Genomic DNA, 14,202 nt, shown 5'->3' with positions numbered 1-14,202 from the left:
TGAAACTCGCGGCACAAACCTTCACCAAGGACGTAAAGCAACTGTCCTGTTGCGCGGGGTAGTGGCTGGGCCTCTTACCTATGCTTCATCGGCTGAATCCTAGCCCGGACATTGCTTGAAGCCCGTGCTGTAATGCCTCGTGTATGAACCTAACTTCTTCGTCTAAAAATTTACTGGCGAATGCCTGTGTCAGGCCTACTACTGAGCATAGGCAGTTGTAGGTAGCTGGTGTGCGAACGCCGACTTCGACACCTTTGTTCGACAGGTTGCGGTCTGCAAATGTCGTGACGGTCCCCCACACCTTTGGAATCCAGAGTTTCCAAAGGTTGTTGTGGATGACTAGCACGATGCTGCCCGGCGACATGTCCAGCCTCATGGCCTCGGCGTAGTGCTCCTGGTACCAGTCGTGAACCCTTGCCAATAGGTCGGTAGCCGAGAATGGGGCGCCTCGATCATGGTTGCCTCCAAGAATTGGAGTCCCGTCTAACTTTAGCGACCAGGAAACGTGTGAAAGAGCGTGTAGCCCTCGTTGGAAAGGAAGCAACTGCCGGGAAGCCAAATGACGATCCAGGGACATCATCATCTCGTCGAACTCGGCCTCCGTTGTCGGGCGAGATGGCCAAGTCCACGCATTGAGTTCGTCCTTTCTGGACATGCTTCCTCGCCTATTTCCGCTGTACTTCAGGATAGCCAGCGCATGGTAGTGTCGCTCGCGATTCAGTCTTCCAGTAGCCGAGCAGCGGGATTGGCGGCCGCGCTTCCTGACTGAAAGTAGCCGATCACGCTCGAAACCGCGCGGTGCTCAGTCAGTTGCATGATCGCCGGTAGCGCCACGCCTTGGCGGCTAGCCTCAGTGACGAACCCGGACCTAAGGCTGTGGCCGCCAAAATCGCCCTCCAGCCCCGCTTGGCGCGCCCGTCGTTGCACGATCTCGCCAACAGCTGCTGGGGACAGGGCAGGGCCAATACGCTGCTTCCACAGCCGCCGGAAGATTGCGCCCTCCGTAATCCCCGACGCTTCGATCCAGTCTTCCAGCGCCAGCGCGGCCCGAGCAAGGACCGGCTTGTCGGGGGTCGAGGACGCGGTGACGCCGGCTTGTTGCGTCTTGCTGTGCTCTAGGCGGTAGATGAACCCCTGGGGGCCGATACGGCGCAGATCGCGGATGTCGGCCGCGGCGATTTCGCTGCGCCGTCGTCCGCCACTGGCGAATCCAAAGCAGAGCAGGGCCCGGTCACGCAGTCCCTCCAGGCTGTGGTCGCAGGTGGCCAGCATCGCCTCGAGCTCGGTCAGGGTGATGGCTGTCTTTTTGCGCGGGCGCTCACCGCGTTTCACGGCGGCATGGCCAGCTCGACTAAGGACCGTCCGAACCGCTGGCTGCTCACAGGGATTGGCCAGGTGTTTAAGGCGATGGGCGGTCGACAGGACGGCTACCCGGTGCCGAACGGTGGCCAAGGTCCAAGCGCCGGGCTTGGCCTTGAGGCCCGCCGCCACGAGCGCCTGGTCGACCTCCGGCGGCAACTCCCAGGTCAGGCGCCCGTCCTCGGTCCGGCGGGCCGTGTGGTCGACCAGGAACTGCAGCACGGTTGCCTCAGGCGTCGGGAAGGGCAGCTCAATGCCGTAGCGCGCCACGTGCCAGCCGGCCCAGTAACGCAGGGCCGAGGCGTAGCTGCGCGTCGTGTTGGCTGCCGCCGCTTCGGCCAGCAGCTCGCGCACGGCATCCGCGGCCTGTTGGGCCAGCTGCGCGGGCAACTGCAGTCCGGCGGCGGGTGAGGCATGGCTAGGCAGGCTGTCTTTATGCGTCATAATATGTAGTGTGTACTACGATACTAAGCTTCTAGCCACGATAATCATCACTTATCGTTGGTACTTCAAGGCCGGGGCAGGGGATCCGAGTAGGAGGGCATCAGATGGCACGGGGCGTCACGCAGGAACAGGTCAACGGCGCCATCGAGCAGCTGCTGCTCGCCGGCGAACGGCCCACCATCGAGCGGGTCCGGGCAGCCCTCGGCACCGGCTCGCCCAACACGCTTACCCGCATGCTCGACGTCTGGTGGCAGGGACTGGGCGAGCGGCTCACTGCGCAGCGACGCTCCGCCGCCATCCCTGAGGCGCCGGCGGCCGTGGTCGACGCGGCGTCTGCGCTCTGGGAGGCCGCGCTCGCGGCGGGGCAGGCCCAAGCCGAGGCGGCCGTGGCCCCGGAGCGCGCCGCCCTGGCCGAGGCCCTGGCCGCCATGGAGTCGACCATCGCCACGGAGCGGGCCGCGGCCGAAGCGGCCGATCGCGCCCGCCAGGCCGCCGTGGCCGCCGCCGAGGGCTCCCAGGCGGCGCTGGTCATCAGCGATCAGCGGGTCAGCGACCTGCTCCGGCAGATCGCCCAGCTCGAAGCCCGGATACAGGATTTGACCGTCCGAGGCGATGCCCTGGACGCCCGGCTCCAGCTCACGCTTCAGGAGGCGGAATCCGCGCGCACGGCGGCGGCGGCGGAACGCTCGGCACTGCAGGCCCACGTGCGCCAGGTCGAAGACCGCAGCCATGCCGAGATTGACCGGCTGCGCCAGGAGGTCAAGGGGCTCAAGGCCCAGGCCGAGCGTCTGGCCCGCGAGCACGCCACGGCCCTGCGCGCCGCGGAACAAGCCCGGCGGACGGCCGAAACAGACGCACAGCGCGCCCAGCGTGAAGCGGCGACATTGCGCGGCCGCCTCGACGCGTTGCTTGAAACGCCGCCGGCGAAACCGGGCGGTGCCGCCAAGCAAAGTCGTCGCGAGCCGCTCCCAAAAGCCCCGTCGCCGGCGCGGCGACCAGCCCGACGGACCACGGGGCGTTGGACGCCATGAGCGGGCCGAACGACACCTATCCACGGGCCGTCTTTGACGCACAGGGCGCATACACCGTGCGGACGGGGGCCAGCTACTGTGTCGAGGATTCACGGGTACGGGAGTTGGCCGAGATTGGGTATGCCCGGCGTGATGTCGCCAAGGCCTACGACTTCCTGACCCGTTGCCTCGACGACAACGACGGCGAGCGCCCAGGTGAGTGTGAGGAAAGCTTGTGGGTCGCCGCCGTCGTCTTCTACGCCAAACCGTTCGGTCGCAACGACGCCCGCGGCGCCTTCGACGCCAATGCCTTTCTCAATGCGCGTTTGAGTGACGAGGGACGTCGGCTTCACGAGTACCTGCGCCGCTTGCGCCATCGTTGGGCGGCGCACGACGACGGGCTCGGCGAGGACAGGACCGTCGCGATCTACTTGCCGCCGTCACCCCCACGCTCAAGTCTCGAAATCGGAATGCATGGACCCGCACGCCGAGTTATTTCCTTGGGGACCGATATCGCCCGCCAGCTCGAGCCCCATGTCGCGTGGGTTCGCAATGTACTTCTTGCACATGAAGACCAGCGTCGCGAGACGATCGCGCGCGAACTTATTGCCACGCGGTTCGACGGCCTATGCCTGACCGGCGTCGCTACACCGGCGCCCTTGGCGGTCGATATCGATTCTGTACTGGCCTTGCCGCGGTAAGGGCTCAATCGCGCTTGCCGCCACCCCCGCCGGAGTAGGGATGCGCTTATACTGTCCATACAAGGTGCTCTAGGTAGGAGGCGCCGTGTCCGCCACCACGACCCAGTTGCCTGACATCACGCCGTTCCAGGACGGCGAAAGGCCGATCCTCTCGCCTACACGGGTCGGCCAGGAGTTTCTGCTGGGGATCCAAGACCTGGCCGATCTCTCGCGTGTGCATAGACACACCGTCCGCACCCATCCCGAGAACAATCAATTACAAGCGACGCTGGTGAATTTGCTGCGCGTTCGCTCCGCGGCCATGGTGGTGAACCACGATCCTCAGAAGGCCGCTTTCTTCATTCGCAACCAACCGATTCCGAGCTTTGACCACAAGACGGCTCTTCAACTGGTGGGCGAGGGCCGAACCGAGGACGTGATCGGGTACCTTGCCTCGATCGAGTCGGGATTCGTGGGTTAATTAATCCACATTGGCGAATAAGTCTCCCGTCATCGGCCTGGCATCAGAATTCGAACCGCTTAGCGCCAGAATCCTCTCTACTGGTCTAGTTATGGCCCAGAACCCCGCCCGTTGAATTTCCTCCACCGACAGACCCGAAGCTGCGAGATCCAGCACCTTTCCGACTCGAATTGAACGTCCAGTGACGATGCGATCCGCGATCTGAGCGCGTCTGAGGAGCTCAGTGGCGGTCAAACGCCAACGCTCCATACTCCAAGGCAGGCCCAAGGGAGAAAGGAACAGGGCACCGTCCGCATCCCGACTAGGTCGAACGGCGCGACCCAGCCACGTCATCGTCAGTGGACTAAGAGCCGCTTCGAAGTAGCTCGCGAAACTCGTCGGAGCACGAAGTCGCAGGCGACCACCCCCATTAGGCTGGAACCGGAGGTCTGCAACAGTTGGCGGGGATAACCGCCAATTGGGGCCATCGCGAAGGCCAAATAGCGCGTCCTCCCGAGCCATGCTGTCATAAAGAATGAGCATCGCAGCAGCGGCCTGCACTTCTCGATCGTTCTTCGCGTCCACAACGTCCAAGCAGGATTGAATTTCAGTCCAACCCACTGGCACGGCACGTGCGCTCCGGCGGGCAGCTTCTCGCTTAAGCACTGCATGACGTCGGGCGCTGCACCTCAGGACGCTCGCGGCGCCCCGATCCGGCCAACCCAAGGCCGCCAGAAACCGAAATACAAAGTCGATCGCCTTCCGCCTGGAGCAGGGCACCCGACCGCTGGCCTCTAGGTACCTCAGATACGCCTCGACGCTGACCGCGGTGCTTGGGCTCTCTCTCCGGTCGGTGGTCTCCCACCAAGTCATCCACTGGCGAATCTCCGAGAAGGATTGCTTGATGCCCCGTGTTCCCCGCGTCCGGGCGAAGCCACCGGCAACCTCCGAGGTCAACTGGCCGAAATCAGGACCCTCGCCAAGACACTGGACGCACCATTGCTCGATCAGCCGTTCGAATCGTTCTTGTGCAGGCGGGAGTCGGGGACGCGGCATACGGATTTCCTCTGGACTGGCAGCTGTCCTTCGAGGGAATCACAGATTTGCCAACGTCAAAGTTAGCGAAGCCAGGGATGCCGGCGGGGATGGAGGCGATTGGACCTGAGCCGATTACCTAGTCCGGTCAGGACACTTGAACCCAGCGACGCAGTTACCGGACGCGTCACGGTTACCAAGTTTTCAAAGCCGCTCGTTCTGGGGCCCGATTCACGAGCGGAAGCCGCAAGTCCTTGAAGTAAGGGCAAAGTGCGACATCTCCGCGTCAGACTTACAGGACATGACAAGGTAAGCGGGCCGCCGTCAGGCTAATACGGCCGGGGACAATCATCCTGGGTGGGGAGAAGGACGATAGCCCCATCTCGTAATTGACATAATATACATTATGCGCAATTCGATACTCGCCGCTACATCTCCCATCGCCTCTCAATCCGCCACCCCACCGAACGGATCCGGATGGTCGATATCCACCCCCAGGACCTCCGCCATCGCCACGTCGCTGCGGTCGGTGGTGAATTCGACCCATAGCGGCAGATGGTCGCTGATGCGTGGTGAGACCTGGCGGGACGTCAGTTCCTGGTAGACCGCACCGGCGAAATCGATCGTGCCCGCGCGCCCCGACGGACGCAGCTGGAAATCGTCTCCCTGGAACCAGGCGATCTGGTCGTAGTGCTTCGCGACCTGGCCGGTGGTCGTCCGCACATGCTGCAGTGGCGTGGGCACCCACAGGCCCTCCTCGACGAACGCATCGAACAAGGGGTTGCCCTGGCGCTTGTCGATGTTGAAATCGCCCAGGACCAGCAGGTTGGGTTCTTCGGCGCTCTGGCCCGCGCGCGTGCGGTCCCGTATTTCCTTCGCCGTGTGGTGGGCAATGCGGCGAAGTTCGTCGATGCGGTCGGCGGGGGCGTCGCCGTACCGGATATGCGCCGTCAGGAGCGTGAAATGCTCGTTCCGGGCCCGGAAGCCGGCAATGAACGGGGTGCGGTCGAACTGCTCGACGGCCTCGCCCGTCCCTTCATGGGGTGCCAGGACGATTTCGCCCGACAGCCCGGAAAGCGTGACCCGCCGCGTGTCGTAGAGGTAGGCCAGGCGTTCCGAGTTGCCCTTGTCGCCCGCCGTGACATCCGTGAGCAGCACGGCCCATTCCGGGCCCAGGAAGCGCTCCATCAGGAACCGCAATGCGGACGTGTCGCGCATCACTTCCTGCAGGGCGATAACGTCGAAACACTTGATGACCTCGGCGATGATGGCCAGGCTGCGCAGGTTGCGCTTGGGGCTGCCTGGATTCTCGGTCCAGGCCTCGTGGAGCCCGCTGAGCTTCTGGATGTTCCAGGTGCCCACCAGCAGGTTCGCATCGATCCGGCGGGCCGGGATGCCGGCGTCCCGGATGCGCCGGCGAATCCGGACGATGTCCTCGACTACGAAGGGCGGATACTCCCGGTAGTCCACGGTGCCTCCCCCTACGCTACCGCATGCCGCCGGCGCCCCAGCAGCAGCGCCAGCACTCCCTCGAAGCGGTCGATTTCGCCCGACTCCTCGGCGCAGCGCTGGTAGATCTCCGGGTCGTCGCAGACGCGCAGCACGCGGCACTGGCCGAAGCCGGCGGCGTCCTCGACCACCTCGGCCTCGTAGAGGCACTCGCCGGTGCCGGCGCGCCAGACCCGCAGCGCCTCGCCCTCGAGCCAGACGACCCAGCGATCATCCAGCGAGACCGGCCACAGGCCCTCGCGCAAGAGCGCCATCTCCTCGGGCGCGAAGCTGCGGGCGCAGCGCAGCGGCCAGCCCAGGCGAAGCCGGCGCAGCCGGGTCAACCATTCCTCGCGTTCATCCATGGGGGCAGGCATCCGGTGGCGTCGGGGGCATCGTGGCAGGCGGGCGGCTCAAAGATTGAGACGCTGATCCCGACCCACGCAGGCCAGCTTGGCAGGAAAGTCGGTTTCAACCATGCTCGGCCGGACTCCTCGCCCCCCGGACCCCATGAACCGCAAGTCGATCCTCGTCGCCCTGGCGACCCTGCTCCTGGCCGTGCTGGCCTATCTTGCCGGCCGCCAGCAGGCGCCCACCGCCGCCGAGGCCAGTGCGGCCGCGCAAGCCACGGCCCAGGACGCCGCCGCCGAGGCCAGTCCGGCGGCCAGGGCCAAGGCCCCCGCCGGGCCCGCCCGTCCCCTGCCCGCCCCCAGCCAGCCCCTGGCCGAGGTCGTGGCCGAGCTCGAACAGCGCGCCCGGGCGGGCGAAGCCGCCGCGGCCTGCCGCCTGGCGGCCGAGTGGTCGCACTGCTCGTTGCTGCCGGCGCGGCGCGCCGAGTTCGATGCCTGGCTGTCCAACCGCCGGCTCGCGCTCGACATGCTGCCCGAAGCGATGCGCGGCGAGGCGGCGACCAACATCGAACGCGAGCTGCCGCTGCGCGAACGATCCCTGCGTGCATTGCAGGAGCACTGCGGGGACGTGCCCGTGCCCTCGCCCGCGGAAGTCGTCCGCATGTGGCGCAGCGCGGCCGTGGGCGGAGATGCCGCGGCCCTGCGCCACTACGCCAGCGGCAACGGCTTCAAGTGGGCCACGCTGATGGACGCCCTGCCGGAGCTGGCGGCCTACCGCGCCGAAGCGCCGGGCCTGGCCCGCCTCGCGGCGAGCCGCGGCGACCTCGACATGGCCGTCGCGCTCGCCTCGGCCTATGCGCCCACCGGGCATCGCCACCGCACGCTGCTCCAGCAGTCGGTGCCGCCGGATCCCGCGCAGGGCCTGGCGCTTTACCGGCACATCGAGGCTGCGCTCGACGCGGGCGGCGCGGGCAGTACGCGCCTGGCGATGGAGGTCAGCGAGCGCATCGCCACGCTGGAAAAAAGCCTTCCGCCCGACCAGCTCGCCCGCGCGGCCAGCCACGGCGGCGAGATCGCCAGCCAGTGGCAGCCATTGCAGCTGCGCGGCGTGGAGCAGATGCAGGCCTCCGGCGCGGTGCGCTCGATTGAACGCGGCTGGTGCGGGCGCTGAGGCGTCAAGGCCGGATCAAGCCAGCCTTCACGGCCTCTATCCGGCCGCGCCGACAAACTGGTGGCCAAGCCTGACGCAAGCCAGCCGCCATGCCCCGCCATCTCCGCCTCGTCTACGCCAGCCGCGCCGCCTTCCCGCCCGTCCGCCACGGCGCGGGCATCCACCCGGAAGTCGCCCGCATCCTGATCCAGTCGCGCCGAAACAACGCCCGCCGGCGCGTGGTCGGCGGCCTGTACTACGCCGACGGCTGCTTCTTCCAGTGCCTCGAAGGCCCGGCCGAAGTGGTGGAGACGCTGTACCAGAAACTGCACTCCGACCCACGCCACCGCGACCTCAAGGTGCTCGACCGCCGCGAGATCGACGCACCCAGCTTCCAGGCCTGGTCGATGAAACACGTGCCCGATGCGCCGGAAGTGCGCGAGCTGCTCGCGCGCTACGGCCGCACCGGCTTCGAGCCCTACAGCTTCAGCGCCGGGCTGGTAGAGGACATGGTCACGTTGCTGCTTGGCCGCCCGGATTCGGGCAACCTGCCCGAGTTCGACGAAGCCCGCGAAGCCCTGGGCGACAACCGGCGCAGCGACCTGGTGCGGCTGGTGGCCGCCACCGGCCTGTTCGCCGGCGCCGCGTTGATCGCGGTGCTGATGTTGCGCTGAGCCTCAGCCCGCCGCCGGCCCGCAGCCCGGGCACGCCGGGTCCGGACGCAGGCGCGTTTCCCGGAAGCGCATCGCCAGCGCATCGAAGTGCAGCAGCCGCCCCGACAGCGGCTCGCCCAGCCCCAGCAGCAGTTTGATCGTCTCGGTGGCCTGCAGCAGGCCCACGACGCCCGGCAGCACGCCCAGCACACCCGCCTCGGCGCAGTTGGGCGCGTCCTCGGCCGCGGGCGGTTCCGGGAACAGGCAGCGATAGCACGGCGCCTCGCCGCGCCGGCGCCCGGCATCGAACACGCTCACCTGCCCTTCGAAGCGATGCACCGCGCCGTACACCAGCGGTTTGCCGTGGCGCAGGCAGGCGGCGTTGAGCACGTAGCGCACCGGGAAGTTGTCGGCGCCATCCACCACCACGTCCACGCCGGCCAGCAGCGCGTCGACGCTTTCGGCGGTGACGCGAAGGCGGTGGGTCTCCATGCGCACGCGCGGGTTGAGCGCGGACAGCGCCTCCGCCGCGGAGGCGACCTTGGGCACGCCGATGCGCGCCTCGGTGTGCAGGATCTGGCGCTGCAGGTTGCTGCGGTCGACCACGTCGTCGTCGGCCAGCACCAGGGTGCCGATACCGGCGGCAGCGAGGTAGTACGCCGCGGGCGAACCCAGGCCACCCGCGCCCACCACCAGCACCTTCAAGGCGGCGAGCTGGCGCTGGCCCTCCAGGCCCACCTGCGGCAGGCGCAGGTGGCGCGAGTAGCGTTCAAGGAAATCGGCGTCCTCGTCGGCGCCCTTCACCGTGGGCAGGCCGGCGGCGCACCAGGCTTCGTAGCCACCGAGCACGTTGCGAACACGCGCGTAGCCTTGCGCGCGAAGCGACTCCGAGGCCAGCTGCGAGCGTCGGCCGCTGGCGCAGATCAGCAGCAGTTCGGCCTGCTTGTCGGGCGTGACGCGCGACGGGTTGGCCTCGAGCGCGGCGCGCGGCAGCGGCAGCGCGCCTTCGGGCAGGCCCAGGGCGTGTTCGCCGGGCTCGCGTACGTCCAGCAGGCGGCTGCCCTGGGCCTGGCGGCGGCGCGCCTCGGCGGGCGTGATCTGTTCGATGTCGGCCATGCGCGAAGTCTAGCCGCCCGGCGCACACGGCAGGCAGTCGAGCACGGCGCCCGCAGGCCAGTCGCCGGGGCCTTCGGGCAGCACCACCAGCACGTCGTTGCGCGCGGCGGCAGCCAGGCGGTGCGAGCCGGTGGCCAGGTCGGGCGTGACCTCGAGCTGGCCGCCCTCCCCCACCTCCAGCCGGCCGCGCAGGAACTCCAGGCGCTCGTGGCGCTTGCTCACGGGCGCCGCGAGGCGCGCACGCCAGCGACGGCGCGGCTCGGCGCGGCCCTGCAGACCGTCGAGCAGTCCGCGACCCAGCGTGAGGAAGGTGGCCAGCACTGACACCGGGTTGCCGGGCAGGCCCAGCACCAGGGCCTGGCCCAGCGAGCCGAACAGCAGCGGCATGCCGGGCTTCATGCGCACCTTCCAGAAGTGCACCTGGCCGCGTTCGCGCAGCAGCGCCGGCAGGTGGTCCTTCTCGCCGGCGGACACGCCGCCGCAGGTGATCACCACGTCGAAGGAAAACGCCGCGTCCTCGAGCGCCGAGGCGATGCGCGCCGGGTCGTCGGGCAGGATCGGCCAAGCCACGGGCTCCAGGCCCTCGGCCACGAGCAGCGACTGCAGCAGCGAACGGTTGGAATCGAAAATCTGCCCCGGGGCCAACTCATTGCCGGGCGGCTGCAATTCATCGCCGGTGGTGAACACCGCCACCGTCGGGCGCCGCGCGGCCGGCAGGGTCGGCAGGCCAAGCGCCGCGGCCAGGGAAATCCGCGCGGGTGTGAGCACCTGCCCCGCTTCGAGCACGCGTTGGCCCGCGGCAACGTCTTCGCCGGCGCGGCGGATGTTGGCGCCGGCGCCGGGCGCCGTTTCGGCCAGCACGCGGTCACCCGCGAGGCGCGCGTTTTCCTTGATCAGCACGGCATCGGCGCCGGCCGGCAGCGGCGCGCCGGTCGTGATGCGGCAAGCCTCGCCCTCGCCCAGCGCGAGCGCCAGGTCGGGGCCGGCGAACTGCTCGCCGACGAGGCGCCAACCGTTCGCGGGCATCGCACCGCGCACGGCGAAGCCGTCCATGGCGGCATTGTCGAAGTTCGGCAGCGGCGTCGACGCCACGATGTCTTCGGCCAGCACGCGACCCAGGGCTCGCTGCAGCGGCACGGCCTCGGCGGGCAGGCGGCGCGCCGCGGCCACGCGGGCCAGGATGGCGGCGGCTTCGTCGAAGGCGATGCGCGTGGGGAACGGATCGGTCATGGCTCGGGGTCGTAGGCGCCGGGCGAATTGGCATTGCCCAGCTGGTGCGGCGAAAGGTCCAGGCAGCTTGCCTGCAGCGGCGCGAGCGCGCGATGAACCGCCAGCTCGCCGCCATCGAGCGCCTCGCGCGCGGCGGCGAGCAGCGCCGGCGCCGGCCACAGGCCCACCAGCGGCTGCAGGCCACCGGCATCGCGCAGCCAGGCGCCACGCGGCGCGGCGATGGCCGCGAGTCGCCCGAACAGGCCTACCGGCAGCGACAACGCGTCCACCGGAAGCACCAGCAGCCAGGGCGTGGTGCAGGCCGCCGCCAGCGCCTCCAGGCCAGCAAGCGGGCCGGGCTGGCCCGCACGTAGGTCGGTGACGCAGCGAAAGCCGCGCTCCGTCCAACGCGGGTCGTCGCCTCGAACGCTGGCCAGTCGCGCAGCGAACGAAGGATCGCCCAGCTGCGCGAGCAGGCCGTCAACCAGGGGAATGCCATCGCGACGCAACCAGGCCTTGTCCTGGCCGCCGACGCGTTCACCGCGACCACCGGCGAGCACGCCCAGGCTGGTCGCCGACGCCGGGATCACTTCTTGCTTTTGACGTGCCTGAGCAGGCGGCGCTTGCGCTGCACCTGTCGTTCCGTGAGCACGTTCTTCTTGCCCTCGTAGGGATTCTCGCCTTCCTTGAAGACGAACTTGATCGGCGTGCCCACCAGCTTGAAGCGCTTGCGGAAGAAGTTCTCGAGGTAGCGCCGGTAGCTGTCGGTCAACACGCGCAGGCGGGTGCCGTGCACGATGAACGTGGGCGGGTTGGCGCCACCCGGGTGGCAGTAGCGCAGCTTCGAGACGTGCCCGCGCACGGCCGGCGGCGGGAAGCTCTGGTAGGCGATTTCCAGCGCCTTGGTCACTTCCGAGGTGCTGAATTCCTTGGTGGCCGAGGCGTGGGCACGGTGGATGGCGCGGAACAGCTCACGCATGCCGGTGCCGTGCTTGGCCGAGATGGTGATGCGTTCGGCCCACTCGCAGAACGAGAGCTTGCGGGCGATCATCGCCATGGTCTGCTCGCGCTGGTAGCTGGTCTGGCCGTCCCACTTGTTGACGGCGATCACCAGCGCCTTGCCGGCCTCGAGCACGTGGCCCAGCACCGTGGCGTCCTGCTCGGTCACGCCTTCGCCGGCGTCGAGCATCACCACGGCCACCTGGCAGTTCTCGATGGCCTGCAGGGTCTTGAAGACGGAAAACTTCTCCACCGCCTCCTCCACCTTCGAGCGGCGGCGCAGGCCGGCGGTGTCGATCAGGCGGTAGGGCCGGCCGTCGCGCTCGAGGTCCACCGCGATCGAGTCGCGGGTGGTGCCGGGCACGTCGGAGGCGATCATGCGCTCCTCGCCCAGCAGGCGGTTGACCAGGGTGGACTTGCCCACGTTCGGGCGGCCCAGGAAGGCGATGCGGATGCGCTCGGGGTCGTCGGCCAGCACCTCGGCGTCGCCGTCCTCGGGCAGCTCGGGCAGCACGGCCTCGAGCAGCTCGGGCACGCCGCGCTGGTGCGCCGCCGCCACCGGGATGACCTTCTCGACGCCGAAACGGGCGAACTCGGCCAGGGCTGCGCCCAGGTCGATGCCGTCGGTCTTGTTAACCACCAGGAAGAAGCGGCGGCCGCGCTTGCGCAGCATCGCCAGGATGGATTGGTCCAGGCCCGAGGGCCCTTCCCTGCCGTCCACCACGAACAGCACCAGGTCGGCTTCGTCGATGGCGGCCAGCGACTGGCGCGCGGTGGCGCCGGCCAGGCCTTCCTCCTCGCCCGACAGGCCGCCGGTGTCGCACAGGCCGAAGGGCCGGCCCTCGACCAGGCGGCAGATGCCGTAGTGGCGATCGCGCGTGACGCCCGGCTCGTCGTGGACGAGCGCGTCGCGGCTGCGCGTGAGCGCGTTGAACAACGTCGATTTTCCGACGTTGGGACGGCCAACGAGGGCGACCAATGGCAGCACGTGGTGTTCCTCGTTGCTCGCTGCGTCGCCGGCTTACTGCGCCGGCGACGGATAGGCGGCCAGGCGGCCTTCGGAGTCGACCGCCAGCAGCATGCCCAGCGGGGAAACCTGCGGCGTGGCCAGGATCGGCGCGCGGCCCAGGCGCTCGCGCCCCGCCAGCGTGCCGTCTTCGGCGCGCACCCAGTGCAGGTAGCCCTCGACGTCGCCGACCACCAGGTAGTCGCCCTGCACGGCCGGCGTGGTCAGCCAGCGACGCGCCAGCGCCTCCTGCTTCCAGACGGCCGAGCCATTGCTGCGGTCGAGCGCCCAGAGCGTGCCGGCCGGATCGGCCAGCACCACGCGGTCGCCCAGCAGGGCCAGGCCGGTGTAGCCGCCGGTGTCGCGGCTCCACAGCGGGCGGCCGTTCTGGGTGGAGATCGCGAGCGTCTGGCCGGCGAAGCTGCTGGCGTAGAGCTCGCTGTAGCCGAGGGCGATCTCGCCATCGACGTCGGACATGCGGGCCAGGTCGTTGCGGCCCTCGGACTCGGCCACGAGCTGGGTCCAGGCCACCAGGCCGTCGGCGGCGCGCAGCGCCACCACGTTGCCGTCGTCGTAGCCCAGGTAGACCAGGTTGCCGTCGGTCACCGGCGCGCCGTTGCCGCGCACGCTCAGGGTCGGCAGGCCGCGGTCGAAGACCCACTTGCGGGTGCCGTCGGCGGCGTCGAGGCCGAAGGTGCGGCCGTCGTTGCTGCGCACCACCACGCGGTCGCCCGCCACCAGCGGGGCGGCGATCACTTCGGAGGTGACCTTGGCGCGCCAGCGCTCGGCGCCGGTCTCGGCGTCCAGGGCGACGACTTCGCCGTTGCGGCCACCGGCCACCACCAGGCCATTGCCCACGCCGGGGCCGCCGGTGACGCCGCCGTCGATCGTCTTGCGGCGCCAGAACAGCAGGCCGCCGCCTTCCTTGCCGGCGCGCACGACCTCGGAGTCCCAGAGCGTCGCGCCGGAATTGAGGTCGAGCGCCAGCACGCGGCCGGCGTCGTCGGAAACGAACACGCGCTCGCCCTCGATGGCCGGGCGCTGGCGCAGGCCCAGGCTGGCCTTCTCGTCACCGAGCTTGCGGGTCCAGGCCTTGCGCACGGCCAGCGGGCTGGCGATGTCCACCAGCTCGGCGGGCGCCAGGGCCTTGGTGGCCTTGTCGGCGAACACGCCCTTGATGGTGGAGCAGCCGGTGGCGAAGGCGAACACCGCCGCGATGATCAGGGTACGACGCAGCATGCGT

Annotated in this window: 14 protein-coding genes; 5 read left to right on the top strand and 9 right to left on the bottom strand. The window is 68.8% G+C overall.

The window, feature by feature from the left end; all coding sequences use genetic code 11:
* Window positions 1-85 precede the first annotated feature (85 nt).
* On the bottom strand, window positions 86-655 hold the full coding sequence (locus ABS41_RS11080) for a hypothetical protein (RefSeq protein ID WP_290594448.1): 570 nt from the start codon (window positions 653-655) through the stop codon (window positions 86-88).
* A 62-nt stretch (window positions 656-717) separates the two neighbouring features.
* The gene (locus ABS41_RS11075; RefSeq protein ID WP_290594446.1) at window positions 718-1,803 is read right to left on the bottom strand and encodes a site-specific integrase; all 1,086 of its coding nucleotides are present in this window, start codon (window positions 1,801-1,803) and stop codon (window positions 718-720) included.
* 104 nt (window positions 1,804-1,907) lie between these two features.
* Here ABS41_RS11075 and ABS41_RS11070 point away from each other — a divergent pair, with 104 nt between their 5' ends.
* The 3 genes from ABS41_RS11070 (at window position 1,908) to ABS41_RS11060 (ending at window position 3,974) form a co-directional block, all read left to right on the top strand.
* Window positions 1,908-2,834 (top strand): DNA-binding protein, encoded by a 927-nt coding sequence (locus ABS41_RS11070; protein WP_290594445.1) that lies wholly within the window; start codon window positions 1,908-1,910, stop codon window positions 2,832-2,834.
* Window positions 2,831-3,514, top strand: coding sequence for a hypothetical protein (locus tag ABS41_RS11065; protein WP_290594443.1), 684 nt, complete (start codon window positions 2,831-2,833; stop codon window positions 3,512-3,514). The genes ABS41_RS11070 and ABS41_RS11065 overlap by 4 nt, the downstream gene beginning before the upstream one ends.
* Window positions 3,515-3,599: 85 nt before the next feature.
* Window positions 3,600-3,974 carry an antitoxin Xre/MbcA/ParS toxin-binding domain-containing protein gene (locus tag ABS41_RS11060; RefSeq protein WP_245593716.1) on the top strand — a complete coding sequence of 125 codons (375 nt, stop codon included), beginning with the start codon at window positions 3,600-3,602 and terminating at the stop codon, window positions 3,972-3,974.
* A 1,461-nt stretch (window positions 3,975-5,435) separates the two neighbouring features.
* Here ABS41_RS11060 and ABS41_RS11055 read toward each other — a convergent pair.
* Window positions 5,436-6,458 carry an endonuclease/exonuclease/phosphatase family protein gene (locus ABS41_RS11055; RefSeq protein WP_290594441.1) on the bottom strand — a complete coding sequence of 341 codons (1,023 nt, stop codon included), beginning with the start codon at window positions 6,456-6,458 and terminating at the stop codon, window positions 5,436-5,438.
* 11 nt (window positions 6,459-6,469) lie between these two features.
* Window positions 6,470-6,841, bottom strand: coding sequence for a hypothetical protein (locus ABS41_RS11050; protein WP_290594439.1), 372 nt, complete (start codon window positions 6,839-6,841; stop codon window positions 6,470-6,472).
* Between the two features lie 145 nt (window positions 6,842-6,986).
* Between ABS41_RS11050 and ABS41_RS11045 the strand changes: the two genes are divergently transcribed.
* Window positions 6,987-7,997: a hypothetical protein gene (locus ABS41_RS11045; protein WP_290594438.1), complete on the top strand. Its 1,011-nt coding sequence runs from the start codon at window positions 6,987-6,989 to the stop codon at window positions 7,995-7,997.
* An 89-nt stretch (window positions 7,998-8,086) separates the two neighbouring features.
* A complete protein-coding gene (locus tag ABS41_RS11040; RefSeq protein ID WP_290594436.1) occupies window positions 8,087-8,650 on the top strand; it encodes a BLUF domain-containing protein in 564 nt (187 codons plus the stop codon).
* Window positions 8,651-8,653: 3 nt separating this feature from the next.
* Here the strand turns inward: ABS41_RS11040 and moeB are convergent, their stop codons facing one another.
* Genes moeB through bamB form a run of 5 tightly spaced genes read right to left on the bottom strand, consistent with a single transcriptional unit; the run spans window position 8,654 to window position 14,198 of the window.
* Window positions 8,654-9,745 (bottom strand): molybdopterin-synthase adenylyltransferase MoeB, encoded by a 1,092-nt coding sequence (moeB, locus tag ABS41_RS11035; RefSeq protein WP_290594435.1) that lies wholly within the window; start codon window positions 9,743-9,745, stop codon window positions 8,654-8,656.
* Between the two features lie 9 nt (window positions 9,746-9,754).
* Window positions 9,755-10,975, bottom strand: a complete 1,221-nt coding sequence (gene glp, locus ABS41_RS11030) for a gephyrin-like molybdotransferase Glp (RefSeq protein ID WP_290594434.1) — start codon at window positions 10,973-10,975, stop codon at window positions 9,755-9,757.
* Window positions 10,972-11,544 carry an NTP transferase domain-containing protein gene (locus tag ABS41_RS11025; RefSeq protein WP_290594432.1) on the bottom strand — a complete coding sequence of 191 codons (573 nt, stop codon included), beginning with the start codon at window positions 11,542-11,544 and terminating at the stop codon, window positions 10,972-10,974. Before ABS41_RS11025 ends, glp begins: the two co-directional genes overlap by 4 nt.
* On the bottom strand, window positions 11,541-12,941 hold the full coding sequence (gene der, locus ABS41_RS11020; RefSeq protein WP_290594430.1) for a ribosome biogenesis GTPase Der: 1,401 nt from the start codon (window positions 12,939-12,941) through the stop codon (window positions 11,541-11,543). Before der ends, ABS41_RS11025 begins: the two co-directional genes overlap by 4 nt.
* Before the next feature lie 33 nt (window positions 12,942-12,974).
* Window positions 12,975-14,198 (bottom strand): outer membrane protein assembly factor BamB, encoded by a 1,224-nt coding sequence (bamB, locus tag ABS41_RS11015; RefSeq protein WP_290594428.1) that lies wholly within the window; start codon window positions 14,196-14,198, stop codon window positions 12,975-12,977.
* Window positions 14,199-14,202: the final 4 nt, after the last annotated feature.

Origin of the sequence: Arenimonas sp. SCN 70-307, assembly GCF_001724815.1 — a bacterium.
GTDB lineage: Bacteria > Pseudomonadota > Gammaproteobacteria > Xanthomonadales > Xanthomonadaceae > Arenimonas.
Note: the sequence above shows the minus strand (reverse complement) of the source record. Positions and strands in the feature narration are given on the sequence as shown.